The organism is Thalassospira sp. MIT121401, from assembly GCF_047125595.1.
Taxonomy (GTDB): domain Bacteria; phylum Pseudomonadota; class Alphaproteobacteria; order Rhodospirillales; family Thalassospiraceae; genus Thalassospira; species Thalassospira povalilytica.
The window spans coordinates 1,530,449-1,545,480 of record NZ_CP138926.1; the positions used below are offsets into that span (position 1 = coordinate 1,530,449).

General features: G+C 55.5%; 11 protein-coding genes. 5 read left to right on the top strand and 6 right to left on the bottom strand.

Annotated features, from left to right (window positions below; translation table 11 throughout):
- Positions 1 to 65: 65 nt before the first annotated feature.
- The 4 genes from SIB88_RS06870 to SIB88_RS06885 form a co-directional block, all read right to left on the bottom strand.
- The gene (locus tag SIB88_RS06870; RefSeq protein ID WP_228196385.1) at positions 66 to 323 is read right to left on the bottom strand and encodes a YjhX family toxin; all 258 of its coding nucleotides are present in this window, start codon (positions 321 to 323) and stop codon (positions 66 to 68) included.
- A gap of 223 nt (positions 324 to 546) precedes the next feature.
- Positions 547 to 1,023, bottom strand: coding sequence for a GNAT family N-acetyltransferase (locus SIB88_RS06875; protein ID WP_068519546.1), 477 nt, complete (start codon positions 1,021 to 1,023; stop codon positions 547 to 549).
- A 146-nt stretch (positions 1,024 to 1,169) separates the two neighbouring features.
- Positions 1,170 to 2,171: a diguanylate cyclase gene (locus SIB88_RS06880; RefSeq protein ID WP_412557701.1), complete on the bottom strand. Its 1,002-nt coding sequence runs from the start codon at positions 2,169 to 2,171 to the stop codon at positions 1,170 to 1,172.
- 71 nt (positions 2,172 to 2,242) lie between these two features.
- Positions 2,243 to 3,655: a branched-chain amino acid ABC transporter permease gene (locus SIB88_RS06885; protein ID WP_412557702.1), complete on the bottom strand. Its 1,413-nt coding sequence runs from the start codon at positions 3,653 to 3,655 to the stop codon at positions 2,243 to 2,245.
- A gap of 209 nt (positions 3,656 to 3,864) precedes the next feature.
- Between SIB88_RS06885 and SIB88_RS06890 the strand changes: the two genes are divergently transcribed.
- Positions 3,865 to 4,572, top strand: a complete 708-nt coding sequence (locus SIB88_RS06890) for a TIGR00266 family protein (RefSeq protein ID WP_101245915.1) — start codon at positions 3,865 to 3,867, stop codon at positions 4,570 to 4,572.
- Between the two features lie 226 nt (positions 4,573 to 4,798).
- Positions 4,799 to 6,202 (top strand): FAD-linked oxidase C-terminal domain-containing protein, encoded by a 1,404-nt coding sequence (locus tag SIB88_RS06895; RefSeq protein WP_068519548.1) that lies wholly within the window; start codon positions 4,799 to 4,801, stop codon positions 6,200 to 6,202.
- A gap of 58 nt (positions 6,203 to 6,260) precedes the next feature.
- Here SIB88_RS06895 and SIB88_RS06900 read toward each other — a convergent pair whose 3' ends face one another.
- Positions 6,261 to 7,349, bottom strand: a complete 1,089-nt coding sequence (locus SIB88_RS06900; protein WP_068519549.1) for a lipid A deacylase LpxR family protein — start codon at positions 7,347 to 7,349, stop codon at positions 6,261 to 6,263.
- A gap of 292 nt (positions 7,350 to 7,641) precedes the next feature.
- Positions 7,642 to 8,478: a DUF2189 domain-containing protein gene (locus SIB88_RS06905; protein WP_412557703.1), complete on the bottom strand. Its 837-nt coding sequence runs from the start codon at positions 8,476 to 8,478 to the stop codon at positions 7,642 to 7,644.
- 463 nt (positions 8,479 to 8,941) lie between these two features.
- Here SIB88_RS06905 and SIB88_RS06910 point away from each other — a divergent pair, with 463 nt between their 5' ends.
- The 3 genes from SIB88_RS06910 (at position 8,942) to SIB88_RS06920 (ending at position 15,012) form a co-directional block, all read left to right on the top strand.
- A complete protein-coding gene (locus tag SIB88_RS06910; protein WP_412557704.1) occupies positions 8,942 to 12,535 on the top strand; it encodes an AsmA family protein in 3,594 nt (1,197 codons plus the stop codon).
- A gap of 171 nt (positions 12,536 to 12,706) precedes the next feature.
- The gene (locus SIB88_RS06915) at positions 12,707 to 14,233 is read left to right on the top strand and encodes an inorganic phosphate transporter (RefSeq protein ID WP_250282417.1); all 1,527 of its coding nucleotides are present in this window, start codon (positions 12,707 to 12,709) and stop codon (positions 14,231 to 14,233) included.
- Between the two features lie 233 nt (positions 14,234 to 14,466).
- Positions 14,467 to 15,012 carry a VUT family protein gene (locus SIB88_RS06920; protein WP_068519726.1) on the top strand — a complete coding sequence of 182 codons (546 nt, stop codon included), beginning with the start codon at positions 14,467 to 14,469 and terminating at the stop codon, positions 15,010 to 15,012.
- Positions 15,013 to 15,032: the final 20 nt, after the last annotated feature.

A 15,032-nucleotide genomic window follows, 5' to 3' on the forward strand; every position in this document is an offset into this window, starting at 1 on the left:
ACTAAAAGCGATTGATGTCAACTATAGGTGGAGTGAGGCCCGGCCAAATCGGCCGGGCTTTGTTGTTAGCGTTGAAACAGTTCGGCGCGGACCGCGACCAATCCTTCACGGGTGATGCGATAAGGCGCACCGGCGCGAGACCGGATAAGGCGGCGTTTGCGCAGTTTCTTGAACACCTCGATCGTGCAGGCGGTCAGAAACCAGCCGTCACGGGTAATGCAGTCTGCTTCGAGGATGCGATTGTGGTCGTCTTTGATCACCTTGATCAGGCCGCCTTGCGCAAGTGCATGCAGCACGCGCTGTTCATTCTTTGAAATATTCACTGTCAGAGTCCGAAAACCAGTTGGGAAAACGGTTTCCGATCGGGGCGGGCACAACAATACCGGCCACGCGCACCCGTTTCATTGGCGGGCAGGCGATCCGATCTGCTGATCAGCGGTCTGGAAAGGTCAGGCTGTCAAACCGCGATCAGCGGCTGTGCCGGGACTCTGACATAAAAGCTCCGAATAAGGTTCGCCGCCAAATTGCCAATCTGGCGGCGTTTCGTCAAGCGGCGCGCTGCATTTCCACGGTCGGGACTTCGCGGTCCGGCACCGGGCCGGTCACGAGGAAGCCGAACTTGCGGTAAAACGCCTTGGCGCGTTCATTATGGGCTACGACCTTGAGGCGGACATTGCTGCGTGCACCTTTTTCCGACAGGGCGTCAAGGGCCGCCATCATCAATGCCTTGCCCGCACCGCTGCCATGTGATGCCGGATCAACCATGATCCAGTCGATTTCCGGGCTGTTGTGGATGGCGATGACATAGCCCAGAAGAATGTCGTCTTTGGTCGCGACATAGACAGTGTGGTTATCACTGCCAAGGGCATTTTCAAAAACACTGGTCGACTGTTCGACATAGCGGGCAACCAGATTGGTTGCGGCATCGCCCATGCCTTCGATGAAATAGGTTGAGTCCGTCGCGCGCTTGGTCAGGTCGCGAATGAAAGGAAGATCGTCGGCAGTGCCTTTGCGGATCTGCATTTTGTAAGCTCGTGTGCGTTATTCTATTTTTCGGGTTTGCAACCCGTCACGCAGTCTGAGCCAAAATCCATACCATGTGGTTAATGGATCACGTTTGTTGCAATGATTTTTTAACCGACCTGAAACCGGTCAAAACGCCAAAGTCCCTATTTCTGGCGGTTTTTCTTGTCGCGATACATTTCAAGATCGGCAACCGCCATCATTTCTTCGAAATTTTGGTTAATTGGTTCAAAGAAAACAGATGCCCCCGAACTGATTTCGGGTGTCTCGCGGATCGGTGCTTTGGCGTTGGGGATGCTGAGTTTGATATTCGCAAGCGCGTTGCGCACACGGGTGATGATGGTCGTAAGATCCCCCCGGTTCCGGACATAGCCAAGCACGGCAAATTCGTCACCGCCGACGCGACCGCAAATATCAACCTCGCGGATGCTGTCGGTGATGGCCTTGCCAACCGCACGAAGGGCGGCATCCCCGGCGGCATGGCCATAATCGTCGTTCCAGTGCTTCATATTGTCGAGATCAAAGAAAATGACCCCGATATGATGGTGATAGCGTTTGGCGATGCGGATTTTCTGATGGGCAAGCATTTCAAATCCGGCGCGGTTATTCAGCCCGGTCAGCGGATCTGTCATCGACATTTCGCGCATGACTTCGAACTGTTCATACAGGCGCAAGTCGGCCTCGATCAGATCGCGGAAAACATCAAGCAGTGTTTGAAGGGGCTCCTCATAGCTGGTTGGTTGGCGATCAAACACGCACAGGGTGCCAAAAACCTCACCATTCGGCCACAGAAGTGGTGTACCGAAATAGGAGACATAACCGTCATCAGTCAGTTCGGGATTGTCGGCCCATTCTGATTTTCCGCGGGCGTCGGGTTCATAAAAGGGCGTTTTTTCCTGAATGACGCGTCGGCAGTAAATGTTGGAATCAAGTGGTTCCGCCTTGCCGGAAATGTCGCGATGCGGATTTTCCGCATTCTGGCTGGTTACAGCCGCCCGGTATCCTTGGTCCTTGTTATATTCGACAACATAACCGGATGTCGCACCAAGAAGCCGTGTCATCACATCGACAACGCGTTGCCATTTCGCAAGCGAGGCCTGTATGGCCTCATCCTGTGAGATCCATTCAAGTTTATGGTGGGTCGCCATTCTAACCGCCTTCGTGTCTTTCTGCCTGACCATTGAAACCGATAAGCGGTTCTGTCCCGGGCCTTTGATTTTTATATTTGTCCCGCGCGCGGCGAGCACAAGCTGTCTTTTCCATCATTTACGCCCAAAAGCCCGCCGGGCCGCAGGACCAGAATGGCGGCAAGCAACCCGAATACCGCGACATCGCGATAGGCGCCGCCGAAATATCCGGACCAGTATGCCTCTGTCAGGCCGATGACAAATCCGCCCAACCAGGCCCCGCGCATCTGCCCGATGCCACCAAGAATGGCCGCGACCAGTGCCTTGAACCCGAAAAGTGTACCGGAATGAAAGTTAATCACGCCATAACGCAACGCCATTACAGCGCCGGTAATGCCGCATAAAAATCCAGCCAGAACAAATGATTGCTGTTCGATGCGTTGCAACGATATGCCGCACAGACCCGCAGCAATGCGATCCTGGCTGATTGCGCGCCATTGGCGCCCGAACCGGGTATTTGCCATCATCCAGATCAGGACGCCACCAACCGCAACTGCCATGCCGATCGACAGAACGTCAAATCCAAGCATGCGCACAACGAACTGATCGCTGCGCAGGACCGGAAACGAATATTGCCACAGCGGCGGCAGATTGAAATTGCGGGCCGATATGACAAGCCGGACAAACTCCTGAATGAACAGGACACATCCAAGCGATGCCACGATCACGGCCCGGCCACCCGCGGCCTTGCGTCCGAGCGGCCCGAATACATTGCGCCAAGTCAGATGGCTAAGTCCGGAACCGACAAAGACCGCCATCGCGGTTGCCCCGATCACGATCAGAAAAAGGTTCCAGCCGGCAAGCGATGATAACAGCAAACCGCCAATCACCGTTGACAGGGCCGCCGTCATGACGATTTCGCCAAAGGCCAGATTGATCCGTCCGATCAACCCATAAATCAGCGTGAAAGACAGCGCGAGCAATCCGTAAATCGCCCCGCGCGACAGGCCATTGATACCAAGTTGAAGCCCATAGGCCAGATCGCGGGAAACTTCGGGGACATCGGGCGTCAGGCCGTGCTGATCAGGGTTTTCATACCGATCAAGCGCCTGCCTGCCGACACGATCAAGCCAGAACCGGTTCAGGATCGAAAGATGGGTCGGGGAAACCGGTCCGAACCGGCTGGTTTCGATCCCGATCAGGGTGGCGGGACTGTTGGGTTTGTCCGCATGTGAAAACAGACAGCTCATCTGATGGACCGGCAGGGACGATATTGCCGATGGTGACGGGCCTTTGTCGGGAACCGTACGGGCATTGTCCGGTATGATCTGATAGTGCAGGGTGATGCGCTTCTGATCGGTGATTTCGTCAAATCGGGTCAGAAGCCGGATTTTGGGTGCTTCGTCTTCAATACCGGGAAGGGCAATGCGGCAGATGTTGAATTGCCAGGGATCATCGGGCTGACAAGCGCCAAGGCCGATCGCCAGAAATGGCATCAGCAGCATGAAACGCCAGCATCTGAAAGCCCGGAACCGATGATACACGCAATTCCCCGGCAGAGTTCGTGATGACATATCCTGCTTGATTTTCAGGTTTTTACAAGAAAACGATGCCATCTCTTGCCGGATTGTTGCCCCTTTTTCTTGCGATCAGGATCAACAGGTTCCAGACTTGCGCCAAACAGATTGATGATTTGATAAAAGGAGACGCCCGCATGGCAGACGTGATCGACTATACGATCCATGGCGAAGAAATGCAGTTGGTCGAAATCGAACTCGATCCGGGCGAGGGTGTCCGGGCCGAAGCCGGTGCCATGATGTATATGGGCGATGGCATTGCCATGCAGACCGGGACGGGCGGGGGCCTGTTTTCAGGGTTCAAGCGCATGCTGACCGGCGAAGGATTCTTTATCACAAGCTTTGTCCATGAAGGATCGGGCAAGGGGCATGTTGCCTTTGCCGCCCCCTATCCGGGTAAGGTGGTGGCACTTGATCTGGCGGAACTTGGTGGTGAAATCATCTGTCAGAAGGATGCGTTCCTGTGTGCTGCGGCCGGGATCGATATTGATATCGCCTTTTCCAAAAAGATCGGTGCGGGCCTGTTTGGCGGTGAAGGTTTCATCCTTCAGCGCCTCAGCGGTGATGGCATGGCCTTCATGCATGCCGGGGGCACGATCATCCGCAAGGATTTGCAAGCAGGCCAGACCTTGCGCGTGGATACCGGGGCGCTGGTCGCAATGACGCCATCCATTGATTATTCGATCAAATTTGTTGGCGGTTTTACCAATGCACTGTTTGGCGGCGAGGGGCTGTTTGTCACGACCCTTGAAGGTCCTGGTACGGTCTGGCTGCAAAGTTTGCCATTCTCGCGGCTGGCAGACCGCATTGCCGCGGCCCTGCCGCAGGATCGCAACAAGGGCTAAGACGGGCTTGCCGGCATCAAGATGGATCTGTCGTGCCCGCATGTTTTGACGGGCGCGACAGATTTATCGGGTTTGAATTTTTGCCAAACCGGTCAAAAGGTATTACCAATTTCGATCATCTCGGCGTAAGGTGTCAGCCCTTATCGCGTAATCCGGATCAGACCCCACATCATTCTGGTTCGGGTTGCGACCGCCACCCGGATTGAAAAGACCAAAGAGCAAAATCATGTCAGATCGCCAATACGAACGCATCGAAACCCCGGAAAGCCTGATCAGCGCCCTGCGCGAGATGCTGGGCGATCGGCTGTCAACTGCGCAGGCTGTGCTTGAACAGCATGGCAAGGATGAAAGCTGGCACGAGGCATCGCCACCCGATGCGGTGGTTTTTGCAACCTCGACCGAAGAAGTCGCTGAAGTCGTCAAGCTGTGTGTTGCCCACAATGTCCCGATTGTTCCGTTTGGTACGGGTTCATCGCTTGAAGGGCATGTTGCGGCATTGCGTGGCGGGATTTGCATTGATGTATCGCGGATGGACGCGATCCTTGAGGTCAATAACGAGGATCTTGATTGCCGTGTTCAGGCCGGTGTAACGCGCGAACAGCTTAATGATCATCTGCGCGATACCGGTCTGTTTTTCCCGATTGATCCGGGTGCGAATGCATCGATCGGCGGCATGACTGCAACCCGCGCATCGGGTACCAATGCGGTACGGTATGGCACCATGCGCGACAATGTGCTGAGCCTGACTGTGGTGACCCCGGAAGGCAAGATCATCAAAACCGCCAATCGTGCCCGCAAATCATCGGCCGGTTATGACCTGACCCGTCTGTTTGTCGGGTCCGAGGGCACGCTTGGTGTGATCACGGAAATCGGATTGAAGCTTTATGGCATCCCGGAAGCCATGTCGGCTGCTGTCTGTGCCTTCCCGACGGTCGAGGCCGCAGTTGATACCGTGATCCTGACCATCCAGGCCGGTATTCCGGTTGCCCGGATCGAATTCCTTGATGAATTGCAGGTCCGCGCGGTCAACAACTATTCCAAGCTGGACCACAAAGAAGCCCCGACCCTGTTCTTTGAATTCCATGGCACCGAAGCCGGTGTGAAGGAACAGGCCGAGTTTGTTCAGTCCGTGGCCGAAGAATACGGTGCCGAGGAATTCCAGTGGGCAACCCGCCAGGAAGATCGCAACAAGCTGTGGGCCGCACGCCACAAGGCCTATTACGCGTCGCTTCAGCTTGAACCGGGCAAGGCCGGCATGCCGACCGATGTGTGTGTGCCGATTTCAAAACTGGCCGAAGCCATCACCGAAACCCGTGCCGATTGCGATGCCAGCCCGCTGACCTGCACCATCATCGGTCATGTCGGCGATGGCAACTTCCACACACTGATCCTGCTCGATCCCGAAGATCCGGCACAGATGGAAGAAGCCAACCGCCTGCACAAACGCATGGTGGAACGTGCCCTGAAGCTTGGCGGTACCTGTACGGGTGAACATGGCATCGGTTATGGCAAGCTCGACTTCATGGTTGCCGAACATGGCGAAGATACGATCGCCATGATGCGCGCCATCAAAGCGGCCATTGATCCCAAAGGTCTGATGAATCCGGGCAAGCTGATCCCCGGGCTTTGATATCATCATACAATTTGGAAATTTGATGCAAAACGGGGCCCTTGGGCCCCGTTTTTCGTCAGAAGCGGAATGACAGTGAAATCGATCCAAACTGATCGGCACCGCTTTGGGCGGTGAATTCCGGGGTGCGATAGACATGTGTGTAGGTCAGGCGCGCCTGGCCGATGATCATCGCAAAACCGATCTGAAGGTCCCCGACCAGCGGTTCCTTGTCGACCGACGCACTGTCGGCAAAGGTATTGCCATCAAGGGTGATGTCGCGCACCACATAGCGGCCGGCAAAGCCCGCGAAAAGATATCCGCTGACCGGGAAGCCTTCTGTATCCGGGACAAAGAAGTCCGAACCGGGCAGGCTTGGGCGAATGCGGGGCGGGCCGTAATCGGCAGGCAGGTCAAAGCCCATGCGGAACATAGTCCCGATTTCGGCATTGGTGAACGCATTGCCAAGGGTCACCGCCCCGTGCGGTGTGGCATCAAACTCGATGCCTGAAACATCGGCTTCAAACCAGCTGCGATATTTCCGTTCATAGGTCAGGCCAATGATCGGTTCATTCTTGATCTGGTTGTCCCAGCCTTCCGGGCGTGGGCTGTCGATCAGTTTATGCACGAAATCCTGCGTTTTGTCGGCAAGGGATGCCGGGCCCACAACGCCAAGTGTCAGTTCAAGCGTATCGATGCGCGAATAGTTGCTTTCGCCATCATCGGATTTCAGTCCGGTATCAGACAGAAGCCCCGCCGTCCCGTACAGCATCCCGGCCCAGGGGCGATCATCGGGCTGGTGTTCGGCGATGGTTATGTCGTCGGGGGTATACATGGTCTGGCCCAGCGAATAGCTGGTGCGAATGCGGCCTTCGGATGCGAAAAACGGGACCTGTTTGGCAACGTTCAAAAAGGCCGCGGGCGCACTGTCTTCCGGGGAGACAAAGGCCAGTCGCACACCGTTGGTGTAATGCTGATCACTGTTGGTCGGTGTGAAAAGGTCGTTTTCAACCGAAAGCGACACACCCCATTTTTCATCCGGCGTACGCGTTGATTGCGGCCCGTCTGCCGTATTGGTCTGGGCATGCAGGGTTCCCATCCCGGCGACTAAGGCAATCAGTGACGCTGAAAGTACGACAAGATGACGAACTGCCGGGGCCTGATACATAATGAATTATCTCATGAACGCAGATGGTTGCAGGGAAACATGTGAAGTTCGGATATTAATTGGTCCTGACCCTATGACCACAGAATTTGGACAATTTGTGGCGGGTTTGTAAGTGCTGTCTGGATGCGGGGCCCGATTACAGAAAACCGGGCAATCTATTGTAACCGTGAAACAATACGATGCCATGATTGTTCCCGCAATGATGTGATCTGTTTATCACAATTTCGGCTTTGGGCACAAAAACGCCGCCAGTGCGGCGGCGTTTGGAGGATGGTCTGGTTTGTTGAGCTGGTTACGGCACCTGTCGACGCAGACGTGCGACATCGGCGTGACTGGCGTCAATGATCCCGCGATAGGCGTGCCAGCTTGAATAGCCAAGCAACGGCATCATGATCGCCAGTCCGAACATGAAGACAACCATGCCACAGGCGGCAAGAATGGCAATCACCGCAGCCCAGCCGATCAGAACTTTCCAGTTTTTGCGAAACGCATTCACACTGATGATGACAGCGGTAATCACATCAACATCGCGATCAACCAGAAGCGGGATCGAGACCACCGAAATGGCAAAAACAATGATCGCCAGCGCACCGCCAAGGATGGAGCCGGTAATCAGGAATGTAATCGCATCGCGCGAAAAGAATGTTTCCCAAATCAGGGCATCAAGTGACGGCATGGTTCCGTTGTAAAACAGCGCGAACAGCAACATCGCAATCCGCGTCCATGCCAGGAAGAACAGCATCAGCACAACACCGATCGCCCCGATCTGGCCGGGGTTGCGGCGAAAACCGTTCAGGCTGTGCCAGATGGTGACATTTTCGCCCATCTCAAGGCGGCGGCTGGTTTCGTAAAGGCCCACGGCGACAAGCGGTGCCAAAAGCATGAAGCCCGCAGCCAGCGGCAAGGTCAGATAAGGCTGTCCGGTTCGAAAGATGCTCAGGATCACGAGCCACCCAGCCAGGACGCAAAGCGCACCATAGGTCAGGCCAATCGCCGGTGTCTGTTTGAAGTCCCGCCAGCCGGCCTGAAGCCATTTGCCGGACTGGTCGGTTGTGATGGTCCGGATCGTAATACCGTGCAGTCCGTTGTCGACCGTGTTTTCTGGCGTTTGAATTGTTGTATCGGTCATTTTCATCCTCCCTGTCGCGGAAAAGCGCGATGATCTTTCGATTTGAATGAAAGTCAGGATTGAATTTATTGTTTTCTAAAATGTATCATTTTAATCGACGATTTCCAGTATCCAGTTGATTTTAAACTATGTATTTGGCTCGAAAGGTGTGTCAAAACTGGAATTTATGGTTTGGTTACGGTCTGTTCGATGCTTGTTTTTATTTGTTAAAAATTTTGCGATTTCTGCGCGATGCTTGACCCGTGTCCGGGGGCTGCTCACATGTTATGGGCCGGGGCGATAAGGCGGTGGAAAAATGCTTCCCGCAAGATCGCACACCATGTCGTGTAATGAATACAACATTCTCTCGCCATTTTCTGTTGCGACAGATGTCACGAGCCCTATGATTTTGGACTGAAAATCAAACCATTGAGGGTCACGGCCAAACGGCAGTGTGACCTTGCGAGCGAGCGGAGCCTGACTGTTGAAAAAGATCCTTGCCGTAATCGGTGCGTTAGTAGTGGTGCTTGTAGCCGCATTGCTGATCATTCCGTCCCTGATTGACTGGAATGGCTACAAGGCACAGATCACCCAGGCCGTCCGGGATGCGACGGGCAGGGAGCTTGTTCTGACGGGCGACCTGTCGATGTCGCTGATCCCTTCGCCGTCGCTTTCGGCAAGTCAGGTGACCTTGGGCAATTTGCCCGGCGCACAGGATGCCGACATGGTTTCGATTGAAGAGGCGCGGGTTTCGGTTGCCCTGATGCCGCTGCTTACCGGCAATATCCAGGTTACTGAAGTCAGCCTGATTGATCCGGTCATCGCAATCGAAACATTTGATAACGGTACGAACAATCTGGTCTTTGATCCGGCAGCCGCGCCGCGTTCCGGACCGGATGCAGGCACGATAACAGTTCCGCAAACTGAACCCCAGACCCCGGCAGCCAACGAGGAAAATAGCGGCAGTGCCACAACCGGGACTGACGAAACCGCATCCGGCAGTGATTTCGCAAGCACGATCAAGATCGATCGTCTTGAAATCGAAAATGCCACCATCATTTACCGCACCCCGGGTTCGGTCGAACGTATCGAGGGTCTGACGGTTGGTGTGTCGGCCGACAGTCTGAATGGTCCGCTCGAAGGGGAAGGGTACGTTTTCTATCGCGGTATCCCGCTGACATTTGGCTTTAATGTCGGTCAGATCAGTCAGGTTGCGCCGTTCCCGATCAGCCTGAAAGTCGGCATCGACAAGGTTGACGGTGGTGTCACCGTTGCCGGGCGCGTCGATCTTTCAACCGACAGTCCCGGCTTTGATGGTCAGATTGACGGTGATTTCAAGGACCTTCGCGAGGCGGCCCTGCGTATTGCCGGTGATGGTGCGGAAATCCCCGATATTGCGGCAAAGCCGCTTGATCTTGGTGGTCACATCACCGCGAATGCAAAGTCGGTCACGTTAAATGATCTGTCGATCCGCTTTGGCGAGACCCGTGGTTCGGGCGCCATTGCCATTGATCAGGAACCCAGCATGCGTGCCGATGTCGCATTGCGGTTCAACCAGCTTGACCTTGATAGCATTCTGGTTCTTGCCGATATGGGTGACGGGGCCGGGGCAGCTTCGGGTTCGTCACCGACAGATACCGCAACTTCGGGCAATGACGGTGCAACCGATGGCGGCGCGCAATCCATCCCGTCGCAAAGTTCGGTTAAAAAGGGCGACAGTGCAAATGCACCGATTATTCCGGCTGATCTGACAGCCGCGATCGATTTTGAAGTCGAGACCCTTATTTACAATCAGACCCCGGTTCACAATGCGCGGGTCAATGCCGCGATTGCCAACAGCAAGGTCACCCTGAACGAGGTTTCAGCGGGCCTTCCGGGCGGGACCGACTTTGCCGTATTCGGCAGCATTTCCGGCGAAAAGCCCAAACTGTCTGCGGCGCTGAGCTATGAAATGGCATCGGAAAATATCCGGGCGGTGATCCGTTGGCTGGGTGTTGATGTTGACGGTGTTCGTGCAGACAGGCTGCGCCGGTTTTCGCTGACTGGCGGGATCAAGGGAACGCCCGATCAGTTGAACATTTCCGATCTTGATCTTCGGATTGATGATACCGCCATTCGTGGTGCGGTTGTTGCCAATCTTGGCGGGTCGGGGCTGCCGGCACTTGGTATCGGCTTGAAGCTCGACCGGATCAATCTTGATCAGTATGTCGCAACCGCCCAGACCGGTGGCGATGCATCCGCAACGACGTCGGGCAGCGCGGGCAATGGCACCGCAACCGGGACGTCCGCCGCCGGCGGGACTGCGAACGGTGCTTCAAACGCGACCGCGGCCAAGGAAGACATGGTCAAGGTCATCAAGGACGCATTGGCGCCGCTTGATGGGCTGGCGGCAAATTACCGGCTGGCTGCCGATGAAATCATTTCGTCGGGTGTTGCGGTGCGCGGCATCATGATTGATGGCAGCATCAAGGGGCGCGATATCACCCTTGGCAATTTTGCCGTTTCAGATGCCGCAGGGCTGAGTGCATCGGCAAAGGGTACCTTTAATGGCAGTGCCGACATCCCGGCTTTTGAAAATCTGTCTGTCCGGGTAACCGCAAAGACACTGGAACCGCTTGTCAAGCTTACGGGCATTACGCTTCCGGCACCGGCAAGCAGCTATAAAAGCATTCAGGCAAATCTTGGCCTGAATGGTCCGATTACCGGTCCGACCCTTAAGCTTGATGTGTCCAACCCGCTTATGCAGGTGGCGCTTGATGGTGTGGTGTCGCAGATGCTGGGTGCCAATCCGGGACTGGATGGCAAACTGGCGGTGCAGGCATCCAGTCTGAACCGCGCGCTTGATCTTGTTGCGCCCGCCTATACGCCATCAGGCAATCTTGGCCGACTGGCCGTTTCCAGCACGGTCAAGGGCAATGCGCAAAATGTTACGCTTGATGATCTGAAGCTTGTGCTTGGTGCGTTCGAAACCGCGGGTAAGGTGACCTTTGATGGCAGCCAGGCACAGCCGAAACTGACTGTCGCACTTTCTGGTGGCAAACTGGTCGTCGATCCGTTCGTGCCAGCCCAGAAGCGCGCGGGTCTTATGCCCGGTATTGGCAGTGGTCCGCGCAAGGCCGCGTTCAATCTGCCGGCAAGCATGACCGCAACAAGGGTTGATGCGCGTGATGGTACGCCGTGGGATGATACCGTCATTGACGTATCGGCATTGCGATCGATTGATGCCAATATCGCCATTGCGCTTGATCAGCTTGATTTCGATACCTACAGCCTTGTGAACCCGGATCTGAAGGCAACCCTGGTTCAGGGACTTCTGACGATCTCGAACTTCAAGGGACTGTTGGGGGATGGTGATCTTGGCATCAACGGGACGTTTGATGCACGCAACACGGATGTGCCGCAACTTGCCCTGAAGGGGGATCTTGATGGTGCGCGGATCGAAAGGCTGACGCCGATCAAGGTTGCCAATGATACGATTATTGGCGGTGCGAACCTTAAATTCGATGTTACGGCATCGGGCAATACGTCACGCCGTCTGGTTTCGGCCCTGAACGGCACGGCCAATCTGGTTTTGACCGAAGTCCGGTTCAGCAATGCGTCAAAACGGTCGAGTGATCCGAAGCTCAATATCGAAGCCCTGTTGCGTCAGGGGCCGCAGGCAATGGTCGTCGAAGGGGTTGGCAACAACGATCTGCTGCAATCGCTTGAAGGTGACATCACCATCACCAAGGGCATTGCCAAGACCACCCGTGTCGAAGCGCTTTCGCGTGTCGGGACGGCGGATGCCGATGCGACGCTTGATCTTCCGAAATGGGTGATGGATACGACCGCAGATTTCGATTTTTCCAAGAAGATCGAAGAACTGCCGCCGTTTAGCGTTTATGCCAAAGGCAAGATCGATGATCCGGTCATTACCGGACGCATGGACAAGGTTGCGGTCAAGGTTCTGGATAACATCCTTGATAAGGCACTTGGCGGAAGCAGCTCTGGTAACAGTGATACCGGATCAGGTGGCAATTCGCCCGAAGATGCGGCAAAGGGCCTTTTGAAAGGGCTTTTGAATCAGTTTGGTCGCTAGGCGTCCGGCATCGTGATGACACAGAAAACGGCCCTGTATTGCGGGGCCGTTTTTCGTTTGTCCTCAGACGGTTGTTCGTATGTTGTAATATAACGGCAAAAAAACCTTAACAAACGGGCTCGGCTTCGACATGATCCGCGCGTCGATTCCCTTTTGTGGTAACGGTTGATTATGTCGGTTAAAAAAACTGCTCTGGATAAGGACCTCAAGTGGCAAAAGCGCATGGATGCCGGGATGGGCGCAACTGCGTCGATCAGTGCAAAACTTGGTCTTGCCATTGTTTTCCTGCTTGCCTGTAGTGCGTTTGTCGCCTTTCACATGGGCGGACTGCCGCAAAGTGGCTTCCTGATCGCCGCTGCTGTGATCGGCGGTTACATGGCGCTCAATATCGGTGCCAATGATGTTGCCAACAATGTCGGTCCTGCAGTCGGCTCGAAAGCACTGACCATGGTTGGCGCGCTGTTGATTGCCGCCGTGTTCGAAGCCGCAGGTGCGATCATTGCCGGTGGCGACGTTGTCGGGACCATCAAGAACGGCATTATCGATCCAAACCAGATGCCTGATGCACAGACCTTTGTCTGGGCGATGATGGCGGCGCTTTTGGCTGCTGCCCTTTGGCTGAACCTGGCGACCTGGCTCGGGGCGCCGGTATCAACCACGCATTCGATCGTTGGCGGTGTGATGGGTGCCGGCATGGCTGCCGTCGGGCTTGGTGCTGTCAACTGGCCGACCATGGGCACCATTGCTGCCAGCTGGGTGATTTCCCCGGTTTTGGGTGGTCTGATTGCCGCGGGCTTCTTGGCCTTTATCAAATTCCGCATCATCTATACCGAAGACCGCGTTGCGGCCGCACGCAAATGGGTTCCGATCCTCGTGGGCGTGATGGTTTCGGCATTCTCGATGTATCTGATGATGAAGGGTGTGAAGAAAATCTGGAAGGCCGATACCCCGGTTGTGATTGCCATTGGTATCGCCGCATTCTTCATTACTGTCATTCCGGTTCGCAAGGCCGTGATTCGTGCATCGGCATCGATGACCGGACGGCGCAAGGAAATTGCATCGCTGTTCCGTATTCCGCTTGTTGTGTCGGCAGCTCTTTTGTCCTTTGCCCACGGTTCTAACGACGTTGCCAACGCGATTGGCCCGCTTGCAGCCATCGTATCGGGTGTGGATAGCGGTGAAATCGTGACCAAGGCCCCGATCCCGATCTGGGTTATGGTGATTGGTGCGCTTGGTATTTCGGCTGGTCTGATCCTGTTTGGTCCGAAACTGATCAAAACCGTTGGCTCCAAAATCACCAAACTTGATCCGATCCGTGCCTATACGGTTGCGCTTTCGGCGGCATTGACCGTGATTGTGGCCTCGGCACTCGGTCTTCCTGTCAGCTCGACCCACATTGCGGTCGGCGCGGTGTTTGGTGTCGGTTTCCTGCGTGAAAGCCTGTCGCATCGTCGTCGTCAGGTAGCACCGCCGATGCTGGTAGACGCGCCGGAAGGCGAACAGTCCGACGAACATCTCGAAGCATTGCGTCAGATTGATCCGAACGAAGCAGAACGGGCCGAGAAGAAACTGCGCAAGCGTCTTCTGGTGCGCCGTCGCTATGCGGTGACGATTGCAACGGCCTGGGTGGTGACGGTTCCGGCCGGTGCCTTCCTTGGGGCGCTGCTGTTCTTCACCATTCGCGGTATCATGCTGTAATTGCAATAAAAATAAAGTTTCGCGGCACGGCGTCCCACTTTCCCCGGGGCGACTTGCAGCGATCTGCAGCGGCGGTCAGGGTAACCTGGCCGCCGTTTTTCCTTGACCATACGGGGGGCTGGGCGTAAACAGCGCCCCAACCAAAGTTATCCGAACCCGGTCTTGATCGTCGCCCAGTAAGGTGGGCCGCGAGATTTGCTATGCGTGGGTTCACCTTTTTGAAGGACGAAAAGATGAAAGCGATCATTTTCGGCATTCTGGCAATGGCGGCGACTGTTGTTGCGTCGAACATTCTGGTCGAATACCCGCTTCCGGGCGTGTTGGCGGATTGGCTGACCTATGGCGCCTTTACCTATCCGGTAGCGTTTCTGGTAACCGATCTGACCAACCGTGCACGCGGTGCAGGGGCCGCACGTATTGTTGTGCTGGCGGGCTTTGCCCTGGCTGTTGTGTTGTCGCTGATCCTTGCTGACACGCGGATCGCCATCGCGTCCGGTACTGCTTTCCTGATTGCCCAGATGCTTGATGTCACCATCTTTGACAAACTGCGTCAGGCAACCTGGTGGAAAGCACCGCTCGTTTCATCTGGCATCGGTTCGGCTGTTGATACGGCATTGTTCTTTTCGATCGCCTTTGCCGGGACCGGTCTTCCGTGGGATACCTGGGCACTGGGTGATTTCACTGCCAAGGTGATCATGGCGCTGACTTGTCTTGCGCCGTTCCGTCTGTTGATGGCGGTGGTAACGCCGCGCCTGAATGCGGAACCGGCACAGGGCTGATATGACGCGCCAAGCCTTGT